This is a genomic window from Rhizobium sp. PP-F2F-G48 (genome assembly GCF_004342335.1).
GTDB lineage: Bacteria > Pseudomonadota > Alphaproteobacteria > Rhizobiales > Rhizobiaceae > Ferranicluibacter.
The window spans coordinates 76,121-97,123 of the sequence record NZ_SLVH01000011.1; the positions used below are offsets into that span (position 1 = coordinate 76,121).

Annotated in this window: 20 protein-coding genes; 12 read left to right on the forward strand and 8 right to left on the reverse strand. The window is 65.0% G+C overall.

What is annotated here, in order from left to right; genetic code table 11:
- Positions 1–15 precede the first annotated feature (15 nt).
- From C8J36_RS20910 to C8J36_RS20940, 7 genes are read right to left on the reverse strand one after another with little or no spacing between them, the layout of a single operon-like run.
- Positions 16–1,074, reverse strand: coding sequence for an SDR family oxidoreductase (locus C8J36_RS20910; RefSeq protein ID WP_132537283.1), 1,059 nt, complete (start codon positions 1,072–1,074; stop codon positions 16–18).
- A 4-nt stretch (positions 1,075–1,078) separates the two neighbouring features.
- The gene (locus C8J36_RS20915) at positions 1,079–2,062 is read right to left on the reverse strand and encodes a zinc-binding dehydrogenase (RefSeq protein ID WP_132537284.1); all 984 of its coding nucleotides are present in this window, start codon (positions 2,060–2,062) and stop codon (positions 1,079–1,081) included.
- Positions 2,063–2,075: 13 nt separating this feature from the next.
- Entirely contained in the window at positions 2,076–3,089 is a 1,014-nt protein-coding gene (locus C8J36_RS20920; RefSeq protein WP_132537285.1) for a Gfo/Idh/MocA family oxidoreductase, read from the reverse strand.
- The gene (locus C8J36_RS20925; protein WP_132537286.1) at positions 3,086–3,370 is read right to left on the reverse strand and encodes a YciI family protein; all 285 of its coding nucleotides are present in this window, start codon (positions 3,368–3,370) and stop codon (positions 3,086–3,088) included. The genes C8J36_RS20920 and C8J36_RS20925 overlap by 4 nt, the downstream gene beginning before the upstream one ends.
- A gap of 19 nt (positions 3,371–3,389) precedes the next feature.
- Complete coding sequence (locus tag C8J36_RS20930) at positions 3,390–4,145, reverse strand: SDR family NAD(P)-dependent oxidoreductase (RefSeq protein WP_245506675.1); 756 nt, start codon at positions 4,143–4,145, stop codon at positions 3,390–3,392.
- A 15-nt stretch (positions 4,146–4,160) separates the two neighbouring features.
- Positions 4,161–5,234 carry a 2,3-butanediol dehydrogenase gene (locus tag C8J36_RS20935; RefSeq protein ID WP_132537288.1) on the reverse strand — a complete coding sequence of 358 codons (1,074 nt, stop codon included), beginning with the start codon at positions 5,232–5,234 and terminating at the stop codon, positions 4,161–4,163.
- Between the two features lie 33 nt (positions 5,235–5,267).
- Positions 5,268–6,056, reverse strand: a complete 789-nt coding sequence (locus tag C8J36_RS20940) for a glucose 1-dehydrogenase (RefSeq protein WP_132537289.1) — start codon at positions 6,054–6,056, stop codon at positions 5,268–5,270.
- Between the two features lie 524 nt (positions 6,057–6,580).
- Here C8J36_RS20940 and C8J36_RS20945 point away from each other — a divergent pair.
- Positions 6,581–7,483 carry an NAD(P)-dependent oxidoreductase gene (locus tag C8J36_RS20945; RefSeq protein ID WP_165915132.1) on the forward strand — a complete coding sequence of 301 codons (903 nt, stop codon included), beginning with the start codon at positions 6,581–6,583 and terminating at the stop codon, positions 7,481–7,483.
- 101 nt (positions 7,484–7,584) lie between these two features.
- Entirely contained in the window at positions 7,585–9,279 is a 1,695-nt protein-coding gene (locus C8J36_RS20950) for an extracellular solute-binding protein (protein WP_132537291.1), read from the forward strand.
- Positions 9,280–9,529: 250 nt separating this feature from the next.
- Here the strand turns inward: C8J36_RS20950 and C8J36_RS20955 are convergent, their stop codons facing one another.
- On the reverse strand, positions 9,530–10,204 hold the full coding sequence (locus C8J36_RS20955) for a GntR family transcriptional regulator (protein ID WP_132537292.1): 675 nt from the start codon (positions 10,202–10,204) through the stop codon (positions 9,530–9,532).
- Between the two features lie 325 nt (positions 10,205–10,529).
- Here C8J36_RS20955 and C8J36_RS20960 point away from each other — a divergent pair, with 325 nt between their 5' ends.
- The 10 genes from C8J36_RS20960 to atzF are packed head-to-tail and all read left to right on the forward strand — an operon-like array spanning position 10,530 to position 21,003.
- Positions 10,530–11,657, forward strand: coding sequence for a BMP family ABC transporter substrate-binding protein (locus tag C8J36_RS20960; RefSeq protein WP_132537293.1), 1,128 nt, complete (start codon positions 10,530–10,532; stop codon positions 11,655–11,657).
- A 58-nt stretch (positions 11,658–11,715) separates the two neighbouring features.
- Positions 11,716–12,861 carry an ABC transporter permease gene (locus C8J36_RS20965; protein WP_132537294.1) on the forward strand — a complete coding sequence of 382 codons (1,146 nt, stop codon included), beginning with the start codon at positions 11,716–11,718 and terminating at the stop codon, positions 12,859–12,861.
- Entirely contained in the window at positions 12,858–13,784 is a 927-nt protein-coding gene (locus C8J36_RS20970; RefSeq protein WP_132537295.1) for an ABC transporter permease, read from the forward strand. Before C8J36_RS20965 ends, C8J36_RS20970 begins: the two co-directional genes overlap by 4 nt.
- 12 nt (positions 13,785–13,796) lie before the next feature.
- A complete protein-coding gene (locus C8J36_RS20975; RefSeq protein WP_132537296.1) occupies positions 13,797–14,813 on the forward strand; it encodes a formamidase in 1,017 nt (338 codons plus the stop codon).
- An 11-nt stretch (positions 14,814–14,824) separates the two neighbouring features.
- A complete protein-coding gene (locus tag C8J36_RS20980) occupies positions 14,825–15,526 on the forward strand; it encodes an isochorismatase family cysteine hydrolase (protein WP_132537297.1) in 702 nt (233 codons plus the stop codon).
- Positions 15,526–16,626 carry a ring-opening amidohydrolase gene (locus C8J36_RS20985; protein ID WP_132537298.1) on the forward strand — a complete coding sequence of 367 codons (1,101 nt, stop codon included), beginning with the start codon at positions 15,526–15,528 and terminating at the stop codon, positions 16,624–16,626. Before C8J36_RS20980 ends, C8J36_RS20985 begins: the two co-directional genes overlap by 1 nt.
- 1 nt (position 16,627) lies before the next feature.
- A complete protein-coding gene (locus tag C8J36_RS20990) occupies positions 16,628–18,178 on the forward strand; it encodes an ABC transporter ATP-binding protein (protein ID WP_132537299.1) in 1,551 nt (516 codons plus the stop codon).
- The gene (locus C8J36_RS20995) at positions 18,178–18,846 is read left to right on the forward strand and encodes an isochorismatase family cysteine hydrolase (protein ID WP_132537300.1); all 669 of its coding nucleotides are present in this window, start codon (positions 18,178–18,180) and stop codon (positions 18,844–18,846) included. Before C8J36_RS20990 ends, C8J36_RS20995 begins: the two co-directional genes overlap by 1 nt.
- On the forward strand, positions 18,839–19,192 hold the full coding sequence (locus tag C8J36_RS21000) for a cupin domain-containing protein (RefSeq protein WP_132537301.1): 354 nt from the start codon (positions 18,839–18,841) through the stop codon (positions 19,190–19,192). Before C8J36_RS20995 ends, C8J36_RS21000 begins: the two co-directional genes overlap by 8 nt.
- Positions 19,189–21,003, forward strand: a complete 1,815-nt coding sequence (gene atzF / locus C8J36_RS21005; protein ID WP_132537302.1) for an allophanate hydrolase — start codon at positions 19,189–19,191, stop codon at positions 21,001–21,003. Before C8J36_RS21000 ends, atzF begins: the two co-directional genes overlap by 4 nt.

Consider the following 21,003-nt stretch of genomic DNA (forward strand, 5'->3'; position numbering starts at 1 on the left):
GCGTCTCTCCTTCGCTTACGGAATGATGCGATCGGCGCGAAGCCGGTCGAAAGCGTCCGTGAAGGACAGGGTCGTGTCCTGATAGTCGAGGAAGCCGAGCTTCCGGCTGCGCGCCATGTCGTTGAACGTCTCGACCTGCCGCCCGAGGTCGGCATCGGTGTGCCAGAAGGAGGCGACCCGCGAGAGCGGGTTTTTCTTCAGATCGTGTTGGGCGACGATGCGGTCCCAGATCGGGCCTGCATCCGCCATCCTGACCTCCAGCGGTTCGGGCGCACCGGAATAGGGTGCGGCCGCGATGTCGAAATAGGCCGCGATGCGGGGCCACAGCCATTTCCAGCGAAAAATGTCGCCGTTGACGATGTTGTAAGCGAGATCCGCCGCGTCCGGGGTGGTGGCGGCCCAGGCCAGTTGCCGGGCGAGAATGCGGGCATCGGTGACGTCGGTAGCGGCCTGCCACTGTTCCGGAGAGCCGGGGAAGCTGAACGGCATCCCGGTTTCCTTGCAGATCGACGCGTAGACCCCGAGCGTCGCGGCCATGTTCATCGCGTTGCCCACCGCATAGCCGATCAGGGTGTGAGGGCGATGCACCGACCAGGTGAAGCCTTCCCGCGAAGCGGCGCTGAAGATCTCGTCCTCCTGCACATAGTAGAAATTCTGGTTCGGAAGACGCGCCTGTTCTTCGCGGAAGGGCGTTTCCGGTGCGACCTTCGCATAGGACTCGAAGGGACCGAGATAGTGCTTGGTCCCGGTGACGAGCGCGACATGGCGAACGCCGCGTCCGCGAAGCGCGTCGAGCACGTTGCGCACGATGCCGCCATTGACCTTGCAGTTCTCCTCCTCGGTGTCCTGCCGCGACCAGGCGGTGATGAAGACATGGCTCGGATGCACGCCGTCGAGGGCGCGGCTGACGGATTGGGCATCCGTCAGGTCGCATTTCAGGGTGCGGACGCCCGAAAGCGGGCTCTCGGACCGCGAAAGCCCCGAGACGGTCCAGTCCCCCCGGCGCAAGAGGTGCTCGGCGAGATTGCTTCCGGCAATGCCGGTGGCACCGACGATGAGGGCGTGATGTTCCATGGGGTCAACCGTTCAACAGAGTGATCTTGATGCTCTTCGTCGCGTCCTTGCCGAAGCCGAAGGCCTCGACGGCGTCGGTGAGCGCATAGTCATGGGTCTGGATCGGCGAGAGATCGATGCCGGTTTTCTCCAGGAAACGGATCGCGGCGGGCCAGACGCCGGGGGAGCCGATGCAGCCCTTGACGGTCAGGTTCTTCATCTGGATCTGCCCGATGACGACGGGAACCTGCCGGCCGATGTTGATGCCGACCATCGACATGCGACCGTCCTCCTTCGCATAGTCGAAGGCGGCTGCCAGCGAGGCGTCGTGCCCGGACGCCTCGACGACGAGGTCGGCCCCGTGACCGCCGGTCATCTCGCGAATGCGCTCGCCCGCGCCGCCATCGGACGGGTCGATCGCCGCATCCGCACCCAGCCTGAGCGCCACATCGCGACGGGCAGCAAGCGGATCGACCACGATGACGCGCGCGCCCATGCCGATGGCGGCGGCCGCCGAGACCAGACCGATCGTTCCACCGCCCGAGACAACCACCGTTTCGCTCGCATTCGTGCCGCCGGATCGCAGGACGGCATAGAAGCCGCAGGTGAAAGGCTCGATGAGAGCCGCTTTCTTGTCGTCCACGGCGTCCGGCAGCTTATGCAGCCATTCCGGATTGACGTTGAAGTACTCGCGATCGGCACCGCTCAGCGAAAAGCCGAAATGATGGAGCCGCTCCGGCGTGCGCACCACGCATTCGCCGACGACGCGATCCCCGACCTTGAATCCCGTGACGTTGCGCCCGACTTCGACGATCTCGCCGCTCCATTCATGTCCCGGCGTAACCGGATAGGAGATCGGAATGATGTATCGCCCGGCGAGAAGCTCGTAGTCGGAATGGCAGATGCCGACCGCGCGGGTCCGCACCAGCACTTCGTTGGGGGATATGTCCGGCATCGCCGCATCGATGATGACGGGCCTGTCGGGCGCTTCGAAAACCAAGGCCTTCATGCTGCTCTCCCTGTCAGAGGGTCTCGACGACGCCGGAGCGCGCGGACCGGATGATCGCTTCGAGAAGCGCGATGTTGTTGATCATGTCCTCCCCGGTGATGGGGTAGGCCTCTGTGCCGCGCACGGCACGGGCAAAGGCGCGCAGGTTGTCGCGGACGGGCTCGGCCGGTGCGACCTCGCGCACCGTGATCGGCTTGCCTTTCCAGCCCTCGGTGACGATCCAGCCGTCCGGCGATTCCACATGGGCCTTGTCGCGCACCTCGATCCAGCCGAGCGTGCCGAACACGGCAAAGCGCGAGACGAAGGGCGTCGCCAGGGTCGCCGACACATAGGACGAGCCGCCATTGGCAAAGCGGATATGGGCGCTCATCGTATCGCCCTGGGGAATGCCCGACGCCAGGTTCTCGCAGATGACGCGCACATCCCGCGCCGGACCCATCAGCTTGACGGAGAGGTCGGTGAGATGGATGCCCGTCGCGGTCATCCCGCCTGCCGGCGCCTGTTCGGCATTCAGCCGCCAGTTGGACGGGTCGAGCGTGAGAAATTTATCGTGGCTGAAGTTCGACTCGATCTGCAGCAGCCGGCCCAGTCTGCCGCTTTCCGCGGCCTCCAGGATCTCGGCGACCGGCGGCTCGAAGCGCCGTTCGTGGCCCATGCCGAGCACCAGCCCCGCCTCGCGGCAAAGGGCGACGGACGCCTCGGCATCCCGTCGCGTCATCGCCAGCGGTTTTTCGCAGAACACATGTTTGCCGGCTGCGACCGCCTGGGCGATCTGGCTCTGATGCAGCGAATGCGGCGTCGCCAAGATGACGGCCTCGATCAGGGGATCTTTCAGCGCATCCGCCAGATCGGACGAGACGCGAAGTCCCAGGTCGTCGGCGAAAGCGGAGGCCGCCGGATCGGGATCGATCCCGCGCACGAAGTGCATCTCCGCACCGCCGGCATTGACCAGCGTCGCCATTTTCTTGCCCCACCAGCCGAGCCCGACGATCGCCGCCCGCACCGGCTGCGTCTCGACCGCGGTCATCGGTTGTCCACCCGCTTGCTGAAGGGATGGATGTTGACGGACTTCCAGACGCCGGCGGATGTGAAGGGGTCGGCCTTGTTGAAGTCAACGATCTCCTCCCGCGTGTCGGCTTCGAAAAGGAAGAGCGACCCGATCATGGTTTCGTTGTCGTCGGCCAGAAGCGGCCCGGAAATGACGGTCTTCGTCTTCCCCGCGCCGAGATAGGCCTTGTGGGCATCATAGTTGGCGAGACGCTTTTCGACGGCGTCGGGATGGTCAAGGCAGTGAACGATGAAGTGCATGGGAATACCTCCGTGTTGTTCAGGAAATCGAATAGCCGCCATCGACCATCAGCAGCTGGCCGGTAATGCCGCTCGATGCGTCCGACAGGAGAAAGGCGACCCCGGACGCGATCTCTTCCGGACGGATGAGACGGCCGATCGGCGTGTCGTCGAGCCATTGCTTCATGACGGCGGGCTGGGTGCGGCCGACTTCGGCCAGCATGATGGTATCGGTGTAGCCGGGACCGACCGCATTGACGCGAACGCCGGTCTTGGCCCATTCGGCGGCCAGAACCCGGCACATATGGGCGACGCCGGCTTTCGAAACGTCGTATCCGACGTGGAGCTCCGGCCGGACGGCCTTCACGCCTGCGATCGAGGCCGTCATGACGATGGCACCCCTGCCCGCTTCGATCATCGATCGGCCGAACGATTTGACGGTCCAGAAGACGCCATCCAGGTTGACGCCCATCACGGTGCGCCAGTCCGCTTCGCTATGGTCGATGGCCGTCCGCTCGTAGGACATGCCGGCATTGGCGAAGATGCCATCGAGCGCGCCGTGCTTTTCCTCGACCGCCTTCGCCGCCGCCGCCACGGAGGAGAGGTCCGCCACGTCGAACGTCACGAGGTCGGCTTGACCCCCGGCCGCGACGATCGCGTCCCGTGTCGCCTCGACGGCAGCGTCGCGATCGGCCGCGATGACGGTGGCACCCAGCGCTGCCAAATGCCGGGACGTGGCCCCGCCGATGCCGCCCGCGGCACCCGTGACGAGAATTTTCCGGCCGGTCAGATCCATGGGATGCTTCATCGCTCAGCCCTTCATGTTCACGAGAATCTTCATGTGCGACGCGTTCGGATCGATCAGCGCCTCGAACCCCTTCTCGACGACGTCGTCGGGGGAGATCTGCGCGGTGACGATCTGCTCGACCGGGAAGATGCCGGCGCCGATCATCTGCGCGATCCGCGGCCAGATCGTCACCGGGTAGCACCAGACGGCCTCGACCGTGATGTCCTTGAGCGCCCAGAGCATCGCGTCGATCGCCGCGGGGCGGACATGAAGCCCGACCTGCACGACGGTGCCCTGCCGCTTGACCGCCTGGGCGCAGAGATTGAGCGAGGCTTCGGCCCCCACGCATTCCAGCGCGACATCGACGCCCACGCCTTCCTCGGTATGCGCGCGAAACAGCGCGACGGCGTCCGTCTCGCGCGGATCGAAGACGATGGCTTCCGGGACCAGCTTCTGGGCAAGCGCCCGTCGGTTGGCATTGGGTTCGGAGACGAAGATCGTCGTCGCACCGGCCGCGCGCGTGGCGAGCAGAACGAGCGCGCCGATCGGGCCGACGCCGGAGACGAGAACCGTGCTCCCCGCCTCGACGCCGCCCCGGTCCACGCCGTAGACCGCCACGGCGGCCGGTTCGATCATCGCCGCCTGAACGTCGCTGACGCTGTCGGGAACGGGGAAGACGTTGTAGCCGTTGACGACTGCCCGTTCCGCCATGCCGCCCCATTCCCAGGAAAGGCCGAAACAGGCCATCTTCTCGCTCAGGTGGAACAGGCCGCGCCGACCGTAGTAGTCGTCGCGCGGGGAGATCAGCGGCTGGATGGAGACGCGGGATCCGGGCGAGACATGCGTGATGTTCCGGCCGACCTCGACGACGCGCGCCGAAAGCTCGTGTCCGAGGATCTGCGGCAGCGTCGCGCCGGAATAGACATGCGGCGCGCTCGGCGTCACGATCGGTCCCGCGATGTATTCGTGAATATCCGTCCCGCAGATGCCGCAGACCAGCGGCTCGATCAGGACCATGTCGTCGCCGAGCGGTCCTGACGGGGCCGGGACGTCTTCGACGCGGATGTCCTTCTTTGTATAGTATCGAACCGCCTTCATGGTCATTCCTCCAGTATGGTGTCTGTCATGGCCTCAGATGAGAACCATGCCGCCATCGACCATCACGGTCTGGCCGGTGATGTAGTCGGACGCCGGCGAGGCCAGAAACGTGGTGACGCCGGTGATATCCTTGGGCACGGAAACCCGGCCGAGCAGAATGGACTGCGAGAATTCGTTGATGGCCTGCTCGGGTCTGGAGGTCAGGCCGTGCTCCATGAATTCGCGATCGAGCTGCTGCCAGAGCTCCGTTGCCACGACCCCCGGGCCGAAGCAGTTGACGGTAATCCTGTGGTCGGCCAATGCGCGGGCCGCCGCCTGCGTGATCGCAACGACCGCGAACTTGGAGGCGCAGTAATGTGCAAACAGCGGATATCCCTGTTTTCCCGCGATCGAGGCCGTGTTGATGATCTTGCCGCCACCGCCCTGCGCGATCATCTGCCGGGCCGCCTCCTGCGTGCCGATCAGCACGCCGAGGCCGTTGATCTTCATGATGCGGTTGAAGTCGTCCTCGGTGACGTCGAGGAAGGGGCATGTCTGGCTGATGCCGGCATTGTTGAACATGACGTCGAGCCGGCCGAAACGCGAGACCGTCTCGTCAATCAGCGCCTTGACGCTGGCCCGATCGGAAACATCGGCGGCTGCCGCATGTGCCGCGCCACCCTCGGCGGAGATGGCCGACGCCACAGCCTTCGCGGCGTCGCCGTTCACGTCGGCGATCACCAGTTTCGCGCCCTTGGCTGCGAGGTCGCGGGCAATGCCTGCTCCGATGCCGCGCCCGGAACCCGTCACGATGACGACCTTTCCCTGTACCGATTCCGTCATGACTCCTCCTTTTCGGTCCCGACATGCGCTTGAGCGATCATCGCCCTGACGATCGCCGTCGCCGGCCTCCCTCATTCACCCGGTCGTTGAAGCTGCGCGATGTTTGCGCGGCGAGGGCTTCCGCTGCGCGAGACGACGTCTCGGCGCGAAGGCCGCCTTGCTGACAGGTCCATCGATGCTCCTCCGTCGTCGCACTCGACGGCAAGACGCGCGTCTGCGACAGGACGATGCCCGTCGGCAGTAGCGCGATGCCGGGATGTCGCATTCCTCCAATGCAACGTCCTGCGAACGCTTTCGAAGGCTAGTTGATAATCGTCCCGCGCCACAAACCCATTATTGTCCGAAATGGATATTTTAGGCCGAGCATTCTCTTTTCAGCCGTCCATAGTGAGGCGGTGGGATGAACGCCGACGTCCGGTCGGCCCTATGCTGTGAGAACCGCTTCTGGTGGAGCAGCGCGGCTCTCACAGCATATGGCCGACAAGCTCGCTTTGGACGGCCATCCGGAAAGACGGGAGGACAGAATGAGCGACAAATTCTCGGTCGGCTGGGCTGGAATCGGCAAGATGGGCGCCCCTATGAGCCGCCGTGTCCTTGAGGCCGGTTTTCCCCTGCATGTGTATGAGCCCTTGCCCGAAAACCGGGCGACGATCGTGGCCGAGGGTGCGAATGTCGCGCATTCTCTCGAGGATCTCTCGGCGGCCTCCGACGTGATCGTCCTGACGATCCCCAACGACGCCGTCCTGCGGGATCTGGTCTTTTCCCCCGGAGGTCTCGCGAGCGTGATGACCGCCGGGCAGACGCTCATCGAGATGAGCACGGTCTCTCCCGCGATCTCGGCGGAGGTCGACGCGGCCATGACGGCGCTCGGCGTCGCCTATCTGCGCGCTCCGGTTTCCGGAAGCACGGCCAGCGCGTCGTCCGGCACGCTATCCGTGCTCGCCTCCGGTCCCGAGCCGACATTCCGGCGCATCGAGCCGATGTTCCAATGCTTCGCCTCCCGCTGCTTCTATGTCGGGCCGGCGGAAGAGGCGCGCTACCTCAAGCTGGTTCTCAACGCGCTCGTCGGCGCGACCTCGGCCATTCTGGGGGAAGCCCTGACGCTGGGTCTGAAAGGCAATCTGAGCGTCGAGACGATGCTGTCCGTCATCTGCGAAAGCGCGGTCGCCTCGCCGCTGATCGCCTACAAGCGCGACCTGCTGGTCGATCGCAACTTCGATCCGGCGTTTTCCGTCTCGCAGATGATGAAGGACTTCGATCTGATCCTCGGCGCCGCCCGATCCGACCATGTGCCGATGTATCTGGCGTCCATGATCCGTCAGCAATACGAGGCCGCCTATACGGACGGCCTGGCGGAAAAGGACTTCTTCGTCCTGTTCGAACAGGCCGAGCGGCTTGCCGGCCTGTCCCGTCCCCCAGCGGAATGACCGCTTCGCGATCGTCCACATATCCCTTGCACGTTTTCGGCAGCGAACGCACAAGTGTGACGATCGTCAAGATGGTTTGACACGACGGGCGGGAGGCCGACGTGAACGAATATGAGATGCTTCGGGTGATCGAGTTCCTGGAACGAACCCGGCGGCCTTTCCAGGACGTGATCGGCGGCTTCGACGAAGATCCCGTCTGGAGGATCGTCACCTTTCTCATCAAGTCGCACATCCACAGCCAGACCGTCTCCATCTCGACGCTCGGACAGGAATCCGGTCTTCCCTATGCGACCTCGATGCGGCTCATCAATCGCCTGATCGACAGCGGCTATATCGTCAAAGTGGCGAAAGGCCAGACCGGCAAGAGCTTTGCCTTGCAGCCGAGCGAGCCTCTGCTCAAATCCTTCCAGGCCTATGCCGGGAAGACGAAATCCCTGCTTGCCCAGACCCTCGGCCTGCGCAGCGGCGAGCAGGAGGACGACTATTATTTCGGTGGAACGCCTCTCGGCTCGCACATCATCCCGCCGATGCGGCTCGTGCAGAAACGGGCGGAATCCCAGATCGAGCTTCGGTTTCTCCTCAACGACGACAATTACTTCTCCGCCATGCGCAATATGTGGGCCGATTTTCGCAACAATCTGGCCTCGCGCAAGAACTTCGATCTCCTGGCCCTGCCGGATCTCTATCGCCGCGTGCTCGAGAACCGGAAGAATACGGTCTCGGACTACGACGTCATCGCCATCAACATTCCCTGGCTCGGCGAGTGCGTCGAGAAGGACGTCATCCGGCCGATCGATGCATTGATCCAGAAGACGGGCATCAACCCTCTCGACTTCCACCCGTCCATCTGGTCCACGGCCAAGTGGGACGGCATGGATTACGGCGTTCCGGGATATTGCACCGTGGAAATCCTTGCCGCCCGCAGAGACCTGTTTTCCGAGGCCGGTCTCGACTTCCCGCGCACGTTCGATGACGTGATCGCCGCCGGCCGGCATTTCCACGCGCCCGCCCACGGCATGTATGGCGCCGTCTGGGACGGCGCGCGCGGCATGCCGATCGCTTCCAGCTTCATGTTCTTCCTCGGCGCGTGCGGCCAGCCGGCCATATCGCTCCGCAAGACGCGGGCCGGCTTCACGCTCGAGGGGGTCGATCTCGAGAAACTGCACTGTACCATTTCGTCGGAGGCCGGCCTTGCAGCTCTCGAATTCATGCGCCGCCTGATCGAGGTTTCGCCGCCGAACATTCTGGACATGGCCTGGGACCGCGCCCTCGACGTCTTCATGAAGGGCAAGGCGAGCCTTGGCTATTTCTGGACCATGCGCACGGCCCGGTTCGAATATGACGTCCAGTCCGTGGTCAAGCGGCGCGTGGAATATCTGCCGCAGCCCTCCGGCCCCGGCGGCACGCGCGCCTCGCCGATCGGCGGGTTCCTGTTCTGCATCCCGACGAACCTTCCGGACGAAAGGGTCGAACTGGCCGCCGACGCGATCGCCTGGATGGCGTCACGCGAGGCGATGAAGGCGCATGTGAAAAATGGCTTCCCCATCGCACCCCGATTTTCCGTCAGCGCCGATCCCGAGGCCGCCGCCAGCTCACCGATCGTGCGGTTCGTCGATCAGCTCGCCAAGAAGAACCTCCTCCACACGTGGCAGCGTCCAAACATTCCGCAATACACGGCCATCGAACGCATCCTCGGCGAGGAGGTGCACAATGCGCTTTCCGGGGCGAAGTCCCACAGAACGGCCTTGGACGATGCCGCGCGAGCGATTGATCGTTGTCTGAGGACGATCGATTGAGGATCGAACCTTTTCGTTGATACCGCCGCATGCAGTGTGCGCCGCCAGGAGACGAATGAGGCGATCCGGGAGCGATCCAAGGAGGGAACCGGCCAGCTCACTGCCGATGGCGCCTATGATGGCACTCCCACCGACCACGCTGTTCTGCGTCAGAGCCCTAAGCGCAAGGCTCGTCATCCAGGCGTCCTGCCAGAGTGCCGACCGACGCCGCCACTTCATCGGCCTTCGCCTCGGGTGCCGACACTGAACCTCAGATGCGCGCGACGGCGAAAACGGTGCTCGCATCGCTGACGATCGAGACGTGATCATAGGCTGCCTTTCCGGCAGCGGTGGCGTCGGCGCGCAGGATGGCGGTGACGATCCGATGATGTTCTTCGTAGGATTTCGAAAGCCGGCCTGACAGGCGGAACTGAGCGTGGCGGAACGGGGCGAGCCTTGCGCGCGTCTGCGTCGCCAGTTCCAAAAGGTGATCGTTATGGGCGCCGCGATAGAGCCGGTTGTGGAATTCCGTGTTGTAGGCGGCATAGTCCTCAGGGACACCGGCGGTGACGAGCTGCATCGACGCCCGGTGCTCCTGTTCGAGCGCATGGCGTTCGTCTGCGTCCATCCGCGTTGCGGAAAGACGGGCGCAGATGCCTTCGAGTTCGGCCATCGCCTCGAACATCGCGTGAAGATGGGCTTCCTCGACGGTCTTGACGATCGCGCTGCGGTTCGGCTCCCGGCCGACCAGGCCCATGGCGCCGAGTTCGCGCAGGGCCTCGCGCACCGGCGTCCGGGACACCTCGAAGCGGGCCGCCAGCGATAGCTCGTCGAGCCGCTCCCCGGGCACCAGGATACCGGTCACGATCATGTCGGCGATCGCGCGCACCATCTGCTCGACGGTCGTTCCAGTGCGGGTGACGGTCTTCCGTTTTGCTTTCGTCACGTTCGTCTCGAGGTCAGTCTCATCACTGCATACAGATGACGGGCATCTCGGAGCATGTCAATAATCTGTTTAAGATACTGAAAAGATGTACTTTAATCGATGATCCCTCGACAGCGCCTGCAGGTTTTATGCATCCGTCAGAGCGCAAACGACGTGGCGATGGAAAAATAGGCATTTTGATCTCAAACTGCATGCACTTTTATCATGCCTGTCTTGGGCGCATCATGGCGCTTAGCCTTTCCAATGCGTTATGAAGTGGCACGGTCATTGCATACACTTTCATGTCCAACAGCCACCGGCCCACCGCCGCACGGGGAACATGACGATGATCAACCGCTTTTCCATGAACCGCCGACAGTTTCTCCAGGCCTCCGCCGCGGGCCTTGCGACGTTGGCCGTGCCGGGCCTTACGGGGTCGACCGCTTTCGCGCAGGAAGCGCTCACCGTCGGATTCATCTATGTCGGGCCAAAGGACGACTACGGCTACAACCAGGCGCATGCCGAAGGTGCCGCCGTCATCAAGGCCATTCCGGGCATCACGGTCGTTGAGGAGGAAAACGTGCCCGAGACCGTCGATGTCCAGAAGACGATGGAGTCGATGATCAACCTCGACGGCGCTTCGCTCATCTTCCCGACCTCCTTCGGATATTTCGATCCCCACATGCTGGCGATGGCGGCAAAATATCCCGACACCCAGTTCCGCCATTGCGGCGGCCTGTGGCAGGAGAGCAAGCACCCCGCCAATACCGGATCCTATTTCGGCTTTATCCATCAGGGCCAGTATCTGAACGGCATCGCCGCCGGCCACGCCTCCAAAAGCAAGAAGATCGGCTTCGTGGGCGCCAAGCCGATCCCGCAGGTGCTGCAGAACGTCAATGCCTTCCTGCTCGGCGCCCGCTCGGTCGATCCCGCCATCACCTGCCAGGTCATCTTCACCGGCGAGTGGTCGCTCGCCATCAAGGAGGCCGAGGCCACCAATGCACTGGTCGATCAGGGCGTCGACGTCATCACCTGCCATGTCGACAGCCCGAAGGTGGTGGTCGAGACCGCCGCCGGCCGCGGCGCCTTCGTCTGCGGCTACCACGCCAACCAGAGCCCGCTTGCGCCCGAAAAATATCTGACCGGCGCCGAATGGGCCTGGGGCAATGTCTATGCCGATTTCATCAAGAAGGCGCAGGCCGGCGAAAAGCTCGGCAATTTCGTGCGCGGCGGCCTGAAGGACGGCTTCGTCAAGATGAGCCCGCTCGGCCCCGGTGTGCCGGAGGAGGGCCGCAAGGCCTTCGAGGCGGCCCACGCCGAGGCGATGACCGGCAAGCTCTCGGTATTCAAGGGCCCCCTGAAGGACAACAAGGGCAATGCCGTGATCTCCGCCGACAAGGCTTATGCCGAGGACGCGATCGATCTGGAAAGCATGGCCTATCTGGTCGAGGGCGTCGTCGGTTCGACCTCCTGACATCGTCTGACGCCGGAACCCCCGTCAAGCCTGATCATCCCGTCAACGGAGACGCGTCATGACAGTCGAAGCCCATAATTCCGCCCTGTCGCTGGAACCCGGCGGGGTCACGTCCTTCCGCCCGGCTCTCGAATGGCTGGCGCGGCGGGCAGAGCCCGTGGTCATCGGCCTTGGCGCCATCCTTGCCGGTCTGGCCCTGTTCTCGGTCTTCATCCTTGCGATCGGCAAGTCGCCGGTCGCGCTGTTCCAGATCATATATGCCGGCGGCTTCGGCAGCTGGTTCTCGCTCCAGAATAGCCTTTCGCGGGCAGCCCCTCTGCTTCTCACCGCGCTCTGCGTGGCTTTGCCGGCGCGGCTCGGCCTCGTCATCATCGGCGGCGAGGGCGCGCTGGTGCTCGGCGGCGTCGCGGCCGCGGCGATCGCCACGCCGCTCACCGGCATCCTCCCGCCCTATCCGGCGCTCGTCGGCATGGCGCTCGCCGCGATGCTCGGCGGCGGCATCTGGATCGGCGCGGTGGGGTTCCTGCGCCATTATCGCGGTGTCAACGAGACGATCTCGTCGCTGCTGCTCTCCTATATCGCCATTGCGCTGATGAACCAGCTGGTGGAAGGGCCGCTGCGCGATCCCGCCAGCCTCAACAAGCCGTCCACCTTTCCCCTGCCGGCAGACTACAGGATCGGCGCTATTCCGGGGATGGACGTCCATTGGGGCCTGATCATCGCGGTGGTCGCCTGCATCCTCTCCTATGTCCTGATCGAGGCAACGCGCTTCGGCTTTGCCGCACGCATGGCGGGCGGCAATGTGCGGGCCGCGCAGATCCAGGGCCTGCCGGTCGGCCGGCTCATCGTCGGCTTCACGGCCATCGCCGGCAGTTTCGCTGGCCTCGCCGGCATGCTGGAGGTCGCCGCCGTGCAGGGCAGCGCCAATGCGTCGCTCGCCGCCGGCTATGGCTATACGGGCATCCTCGTCGCCTTCCTCGCCCGGCACAATCCGCTGGCCATCATTCCCATCGCCATCCTGCTCGGCGGACTGGAGGCGTCCGGCGGCCTGATCCAGCGGCGAATGGGGCTACCCGATGCCACGGTGGTCGCGCTGCAAGGCACGCTCTTCATCGTCATCCTCTTCTGCGAAACCTTCTACGGCCGTTTCAAGGTCTTCAATCCCGATCTCTGGCCGGACATCCGGAAAGGAAACCGGACATGAGCCAGACGGATATCGGCCTCTGGGGCGTGCCCCTCGCCATCATCGCGGGCGCCATCCGGGTCTCCACGCCCTTCATCTTCGTCTCGCTCGGCGAGGCCATCACCGAGCGTTCGGGCCGCATCAATCTCGGGCTCGAAGGCACGCTCGTCTTTGGCGCGATGACGGCCTATGCCGTGGCGGTGCTGACGGGATCGCCGTGGCTCGGCGTGCTCGCGGCCATGGCTGCGGGCTCGGTCTTCGGGCTCATCCACGGCTTCATCTGCCGCTTTCCCCGGGTCAACGACATCGCCATCGGCATCGCCATGATGCAGTTCGGGCTCGGCTTCGCCTTCTTCCTCGGCAAGCCCTTCATCCAGCCGTCGGCGCCGAAGCTGCCGTCCATTCCGCTCGGCGACTGGTCATCCTACCCGCAGGTGCAGGCGGCGCTGAACATCAACGTGCTGTTCTTCATCGGCTTCCTGCTGGCGCTCTTTCTCACCTGGGCATTCCGCAACACGCGCCCGGGCCTTATCCTGCGCGTCGTCGGCGACTCCACCGATGCCGCCCGCGCGATGGGAATCGCTCCGGACCGCGTTCGTCTTCTCGCCACAGCGCTTGGCGGCGCACTGGCCGCTGTCGGCGGGGCCTATCTCTCGCTCTATTATCCCGGCTCCTGGAACGAAGGCATCTCGTCCGGCCAGGGCCTGATGGCGGTCGCGCTCGTCATTTTCGCCCGCTGGAACCCGATCAACTGTTTCCTCGCTGCTCTCCTCTTCGGCGGCACCGGCGCGCTCGGGCCGGCGCTTCAGTCGGTGGGCGTGACGCAAGGCTACTATCTCTTCTATGCGGCGCCCTACGTTCTGACGCTTGCCATCCTCATTGCCACATCCTCGCCCCATCGCGCCCTGTCCGGCGCACCGGGCGAGCTCTCCCTGACGAAATAGAGGAATTTGCCCATGAACGGTCTGGGTGGTCTCAACATATCGCAACACGGCGTCGGCATCGGTCTCGTGCAGCTGCAACTGCCCCTGACCGTGACGAAGGCGGACTTAGCCCGCCAGACGCAGCTGGTCGTCGATCTCGTGGCCAAGGCCCGGCGTAACCAGCCCGGCATGGATCTCGTGGTCTTCCCGGAATATGCCCTGCACGGCCTCTCCATGGACATCAACCCCGAGATCATGTGCGATCTCGACGGACCCGAGGTCGCGGCCTTCAAGACGGCCTGCAAAGAGAACGCGATCTGGGGATGCTTCTCGATCATGGAGCGGAATCCGGGTGGTATGCCGTATAATTCCGGCATCGTGATCGACGATCAGGGCGAACTGAAGCTCTATTACCGCAAGATGCACCCGTGGGTACCCGTCGAGCCTTGGGAGCCGGGCGATCTCGGCATTCCCGTCATCGACGGGCCGAAGGGTGCCAAGCTCGCGCTCATCATCTGCCATGACGGCATGTTCCCGGAGATGGCGCGCGAATGCGCCTACAAGGGCGCCGAGATCATGATCCGCACGGCCGGCTATACCGCGCCGATCCGCGAGTCCTGGCGCTTCACCAACCAGTCGAATGCCTTCTGCAACCTCATGGTCACCGCCAGCGTCTGCATGTGCGGCTCGGACGGCACGTTCGACAGCATGGGCGAAGGCATGATCTGCAATTTCGAGGGTACGATCGTCGCGCATGGCACATCGGGGCGGGTCAACGAGATCATCACGGCGGAGGTCCGGCCGGATCTGGTGCGCGAGGCGAGGCGCGGCTGGGGGGTGGAAAACAACATCTACCAGCTCGGCCATCGCGGCTATGTCGCGGTCGCCGGCGGGGCGGGCGATGCGCCCTACAGCTACATGCACGACCTCGTCGCCGGGACTTATCGACTGCCCTGGGAGGACGACGTGAAGGTCACCGACGGCACCCCCTGCGGCTTTGAAAAACCCACCCGGAAATACGGCGAGAGCGCCAAGCTGGCTGCGGAATAGAAGAGAAGATCATGGATGCGATCACCGAAGCCGCTGGACGCTACATCACCGCCGACCCCTATCCCTGGCCCTATAACGGCAAGCTGCGGCCCGACAATACCGCGCTCGTGATCATCGACATGCAGACCGACTTCTGCGGCAAGGGCGGCTATGTCGATCACATGGGCTACGATCTCGCGCTCGTCCGGGCACCGATCGCGCCGATCGGCGCGGTGCTCGCGGCCATGCGGGCCAAGGGCTACCACATCATCCACACCCGCGAGGGCCATCGACCGGATCTCGCCGACCTGCCGGCCAACAAGCGCTGGCGCTCGCAGCGCATCGGTGCCGGCATCGGCGATCCCGGTCCCTGCGGCCGGATTCTGACGCGCGGCGAGCCCGGCTGGGACATCATCCCGGACCTCTATCCGATTGACGGAGAGACGATCATCGACAAGCCCGGCAAGGGCTCGTTCTGCGCCACCGATCTGGAGCTAATCCTGAACCAGAAACGCATCGAAAACCTGATCCTCACCGGCATCACCACCGATGTCTGCGTCTCCACCACCATGCGGGAGGCCAATGATCGGGGCTTCGAATGCGTCATGCTGGAAGACTGCTGCGGCGCGACCGACTACGGCAACCACCTCGCCGCCATCAAGATGGTCAAGATGCAGGGCGGCGTCTTCGGCGCGGTCTCGAATTCCGCGAGCCTGATCGAGGCCCTGCCCTGATGGCCCCTTCGAAACCCGAGGTGCTGCAAGCCTCCGTCTGGCGGGTGCCGGCCAGCGGTCCGGCCGACGTGTCCGGCGTGGAGGCGCTGTTCGCCGCCGGGCTGAAGCCGGAGACGGTCGTCGCCATCCTCGGCAAGACAGAGGGCAATGGCTGCGTCAACGATTTCACCCGCGGCTACGCCACGGCGAGCTTCGAGGCGTTGTTTGCGCGGCAGGGTGTCGAGGCGCCCTGCCTCGTCATGTCCGGCGGAACGGAGGGCGCGCTGTCGCCGCACTGGACGGTTTTCGCCCGGGAAGCCGTGGCCGACGCCTTGGAGGGGACGACGGGGACGGCGCTCGCCATCGGCGCATCGCGCACGCCCCACCTTCCCTTCCATCATCTCGGCCGCCGGGAGCAGGTGCGTCTCGTCGCGCAAGGCGTGACGGCCGCCATGGCGGATGCCGGTATCGACGACCCCGCGGACGTCCATTTCGTCCAGATCAAATGCCCGCTTCTGACGCTTGCGCGCATCGGTGAGGCCGATGCTGCGGGCGAGACGGTGGCGACCCGGGACACACTGAAATCCATGGGGCTGTCGCGCGGCGCCTCCGCCCTCGGCGTCGCCGTGGCGCTGGGTGAGATCGACGCGAGCGAGATCGCCGACGCCGCCATCGGCGCCCGCCTCGACCTCTTTTCCCGCTGCGCCTCGACCTCGGCCGGCGTCGAGCTGACCGATCACGAGATCGTCGTGCTCGGCATGAGCAAGTCCTGGCGCGGTCCGTTCGCCATCGACCACGCCGTGATGGCGAACGCCATCGACGCGGCCCCGGTGAAAGCCGCACGGGCGCGCCTGCCCGACGCGGCGCGGCTCACGGCCGTTCTCGCCAAGGCGGAGCCCGACCCCTCCGGCATGGTCGGCGGGCGACGTCACACGATGCTGGACGATTCCGACATCGCCGGCACCCGTCACGCCCGCGCTTTCGTCGGCGGCGTGCTCGCCGGCGTCTTCGGCATGACAGACCTTTATGTCTCGGGCGGTGCGGAGCATCAGGGGCCGCCGGGCGGCGGGCCCGTCGCCATCATCGTGGAACGCGAGACCATCGGACAAAAGGAGAGCTGACATGCCTGTCATTCGCGATACCCCGGTTCCGCCCTCGGGAACGGCCGTCGGCATCGAGACCATCGGCATGACCATGCGCTTCGGCAGCTTCACGGCGCTGGACGACGTGTCGATCCGCGTGCCTGCCGGCTCCTTCCATGCGCTGCTCGGCGAAAACGGCGCCGGCAAATCGACGCTGGTCAAATGCATCATGGGCTTCTACCACGCGACTTCGGGTTCGCTGGTGGTCGATGGTCGCGAGGTCTCCGTCGCCTCGCCGCGCGATGCCGCCACCGTCGGCCTCGGCATGGTCTACCAGCATTTCACCCTCGTCCCCTCGCTGACCGGGGCCGAAAACCTCGTCATCAGCCGCGCGGACGTGCCGGCGGTGATCAACTGGGGACAAGAGCGCAAAGACCTCGCGCGCTTCATGGAACGCATGCCGTTCCGGATCCCGCTCGACCGGCCGGTGCGCGAGCTTGCCGCCGGTGAGAAGCAGAAGCTCGAAATCGTCAAGCAACTCTACCTGGGTCGCTCCTTCCTGATCCTCGACGAACCCACGTCCGTCCTGACGCCGGCGGAGGCCGACGAGATGCTGGGGCTCGTGCGGGGGCTGACGGACAGCGGCGGGCTGACCGTCCTGATGATCTCCCACAAGTTCCACGAAATCACCAAGTTCGCCGACGCCGTCTCCATCCTGCGCCGCGGCAAGCTGGTCGGTGCGGGCGCGATCGGCGATCTTTCCACCGCCGACATGGCGGCCCTGATGATCGGCGATGTGAAGCTTGCCGAACTCGACAGCCGTGCACCGGTTGCTGACACGGCGGACACGGTGCTGCGTCTCTCCCGCGTGAAGGCGCCGGATCGTTCCGGGCTGAAGACCATCGAGATTGACGACCTTGCGGTGCGCGCGGGCGAGATCGTCGGCATCGCCGGCATTTCCGGCAACGGGCAGAAGGAGGTGACCGAGCTTCTGGCCGGCCAACGCCCAACCTCGACCGGCACCATCGAGGTCAACGGTGCGGCCTACGGCGCGACCCGTGCGGAAACGCGCAAAAACAACGTCCGCTTCATCCCGGAGGAGCCGCTGCAGAATGCCTGCGCGCCGCGCATGACGGTGAGCGAGAACCTCTCCTTCCGCACCTTCGACCTCAAGCCCGATGGCGGGCAGGCGATCTGGCTTTCAAAGGCCGGCATGAAGGCGCGGGCGACAACGCTCATCTCCGACTTCAAGGTGAAGACGGCGTCCGCCTCGTCGCCCATCGCCGCCCTTTCGGGCGGCAATGTGCAGCGTGCCGTGCTCGCCCGGGAACTCACGGGCGATGTCGATCTGCTGATCGTCTCCAACCCCTGTTTCGGGCTCGATTTCTCGGCGGTCGCCGAAATTCGCGCCCGCATCATGAAGGCGCGCAATTCCGGCACGGCGGTGCTGCTGTTGTCGGAAGATCTGGACGAGCTTCTCGAACTCTCCGACCGCATCGTCGTCATCTCGGAAGGCAGGCTCGTCTACGAGACGGCGGCGCGCAGCGCCGATATCGGCGTCATCGGGGCACATATGGCGGGGCATCACTGATGGCGGAGATCACGGCAGAACCCTTCGCCTTCCCGGCACGCTTTGGCGAGATGGCGCTTGTCGTCATCGACATGCAGCGCGATTTCGCAGAGCCCGGCGGCTTCGGCGCGAGCCTTGGCAACGACGTTTCCCGCATCGGCCGGATCGTGCCGGACGTGAAACGCCTGATCGAGGGCTTTCGCACCGCCGGCCTGCCGGTGATCCACACGATGGAGTGCCACCGGCCCGACCTTTCCGACCTGCCACCCGCCAAGCGCGACCGCGGCAGCCCGGCGCTGCGGATCGGCGACGAGGGGCCGATGGGCCGCGTGCTGATCGTCGGAGAACCCGGCACGGCCATCCTGCCCGATCTCGCGCCCATCGACGGCGAGATCGTGATCGAGAAGCCCGGCAAAGGCGCTTTCTACGCGACCCCGCTCGGCGAGATCCTGAAACAGAAGGGCATCACCCAGCTCGTTTTTGCCGGCGTCACCACGGAGGTCTGCGTGCAGACGACCATGCGCGAGGCCAACGATCGCGGCTATGAATGCCTGCTCTGCGAGGAGGCGACCGAAAGCTACTTCCCCGACTTCAAGGCCGCGACCCTCGCCATGATCCGCGCCCAGGGCGCCATCGTCGGCTGGACGGCGCATCTCGACGACATTCTGAAAGGACTGCCCCATGCCTGAAACCACACGCGATTTCTCGCCCTCGGGCGGCTGGAAGGATCTTGCCTACGAGGCCTTCCGGCAAGGCGTGACGATCCACTGGATCAAACGTTTCGATGGCGACCAGCCGGGCGTGGCGCTGCTGAAATACGAGTCCGGCGCCTCGGTGCCGCGCCACAGGCATGAAGGGCTCGAAACCATCCTCGTTCTCGAAGGCGTGCAGTCGGACGAGACGGGCGATTATGGCGAAGGCCGCTATATCGTGAATGCGATGGGAACCGAGCATTCCGTCTGGAGCACAGCGGGATGCGTGGTGCTGATCCAGTGGGACCGGCCCGTGACGATCCTCGAGGAGGACAGGACATGACCGGTCGATCGACACGCGAACGCCCGGCTTTCGACATCGCTTCGCTCGCCGACTTCTATCGCAAGGGCGGCAGCGTTGCCGAGATCGTGGAGCAGGTCTTCGCCCGCATCGCCGCAGTGAACGATCCCGGCATCTTCCTGCACCTGGCCGACCGGCAGGGCGTGCTGGCGGAGGCGCAACGTCTCGGCGCCTACGATCCCGAAAAACCACTCTTCGGCATCCCCTTCGCGGTGAAGGACAATATCGACGTCGCGGGCCTGCCGACCACGGCCGCCTGCCCGGATTATGCCTACGTGCCCGAAACCGACGCGGAGGTCGTGCACCTGTTGAGAGAAGCCGGTGCGCTGGTCATCGGCAAGACCAATCTCGACCAGTTCGCGACCGGCCTTGTCGGCGTCCGCTCGCCCTATCCGATCCCGAAAAACGCCATCGATCCCGCGCTCGTGCCCGGCGGCTCGTCCTCGGGCTCGGCGGTCGCCACCGCGCACGGCATCGTCTCGTTTGCGCTCGGCACAGACACGGCGGGCTCGGGCCGCATTCCCGCCGGGCTCAACAACATCGTCGGGCTCAAGCCGAGCCTCGGCGCGCTCTCGACGACCGGCGTCATTCCCGCCTGCCGCACGCTCGATTGCGTCTCGATCTTCGCGCTGACGGTCGAGGATGCCTGGAGCGTGTTTTCCGTCGCGGCCCGGCCCGACCCGGCAGACGCCTATTCCCGCGATTTGCCCGAGGCTTCCCGCATCGCCCCGCCCGTCCTCACGATCGGCATTCCCGCCAGCGCCGACCGCGCCTTCTTCGGCGACACCGCGATGGAAGCGGCCTACGGGCAGGCGCTCGAAACCCTCGAACGACTCGGCCACAGACTGGTCGAGATCCCGTTCGGCCCCTTCTACGACGTGGCGAACCTCCTCTACGAAGGCGCCTGGGTCGCCGAACGCTATGCCGCGGTCAAGGACTTCTTCGACCGCCGCGAAGACGCGTTTCACCCGGTCACCCGCAAGATCTATGGCGGTGCGAAGACGCTGTCGGCAGCCGATGCCTTCAACGGCCTCTATGCCCTTCAGGCGCTGAAGAAGACGCTCGCGCCCGTCATCGCCTCGGTCGATCTCTTCTGCGTGCCGACCGCCCCGCGCCACTATACCGTTGCCGAGCTCGAGGCCGAGCCGATCCGCGAGAATTCGCGGCTCGGTACCTACACGAACTTCGTCAATCTGCTCGATATGTGCGGCATCGCCGTGCCCACGGCCACTCGACCGGACGGCCTGCCGGCAAGCGTCACTCTGCTTGCCCCTGCCGGTAAGGACGGTCTGCTCGCAACGCTCGGGCAAACACTTCACGCCGCAAGCGGCCTCACGCTCGGTGCCACAGGCTGGCCGCAACCTGCGCCCGTCGCTTATGAACCGAACATGTCCAACGACCGTCTTATCGACCTCGTCGTCGTCGGCGCGCATCTCTCCGGCATGCCGCTCAACCGTCAGCTTGTCGATCTCGACGGGCAGTTTTCCCGCACCGCCCGGACATCCGCAGCCTACCGGCTCTACGCGCTTGCCGGCACGGTGCCGCCGAAGCCGGGCCTCGTGCGGGTCGCTGAAAGACAGGGCACGGAGATCGAGGTGGAGGTCTGGCGGCTGACGCCCGCAGCCTTCGGCAGCTTCGTCGCCGCGATACCGGCCCCTTTGGGCATCGGCACCATTGCCCTTTCCGATGGCACATCGGCCAAGGGCTTTCTCTGCGAGCAGGTCGCGATCGGGGCCGACGCTGCGGATATCAGTGCCTATGGAGGATGGCGCGCCTATTGTGCGAAAGCGTGA